Source organism: uncultured Vibrio sp., assembly GCF_947488985.1.
Lineage (GTDB): Bacteria > Pseudomonadota > Gammaproteobacteria > Enterobacterales > Vibrionaceae > Vibrio.
This window is the reverse complement of the sequence record NZ_CANLBV010000408.1, coordinates 1-219: the sequence shown is the minus strand read 5'-3', so window position 1 is coordinate 219 and position 219 is coordinate 1. Positions and strand designations below refer to the sequence as shown.

Sequence of the window (219 nt, the reverse complement as noted above, 5' to 3'; positions counted from 1 at the left end):
GGTAGCGGGTGATCTTGCTTACTCAGTCGACGAAGATGGCTCTATTACGCTAAGCCAAGAGCAGTTACTGGCGAATGCATCCGACATCGATGGCGATGATCTCACGGCAGAGAACCTCAGCGCAGGTGACCATGCAACGGTCACCGCAAACGAGGATGGCTCGTTTACCATCACGCCAGACGCAGACTTCAATGGCGACATCGACCTAAGCTTCGATGT

At 53.9% G+C, this 219-nt stretch carries 1 protein-coding gene; it reads left to right on the top strand.

Annotated features, from left to right (window positions below):
* On the top strand, nt 1-219 hold a 219-nt coding region (locus Q1A70_RS20780; RefSeq protein ID WP_299697714.1), incomplete at both ends, for a cadherin-like domain-containing protein.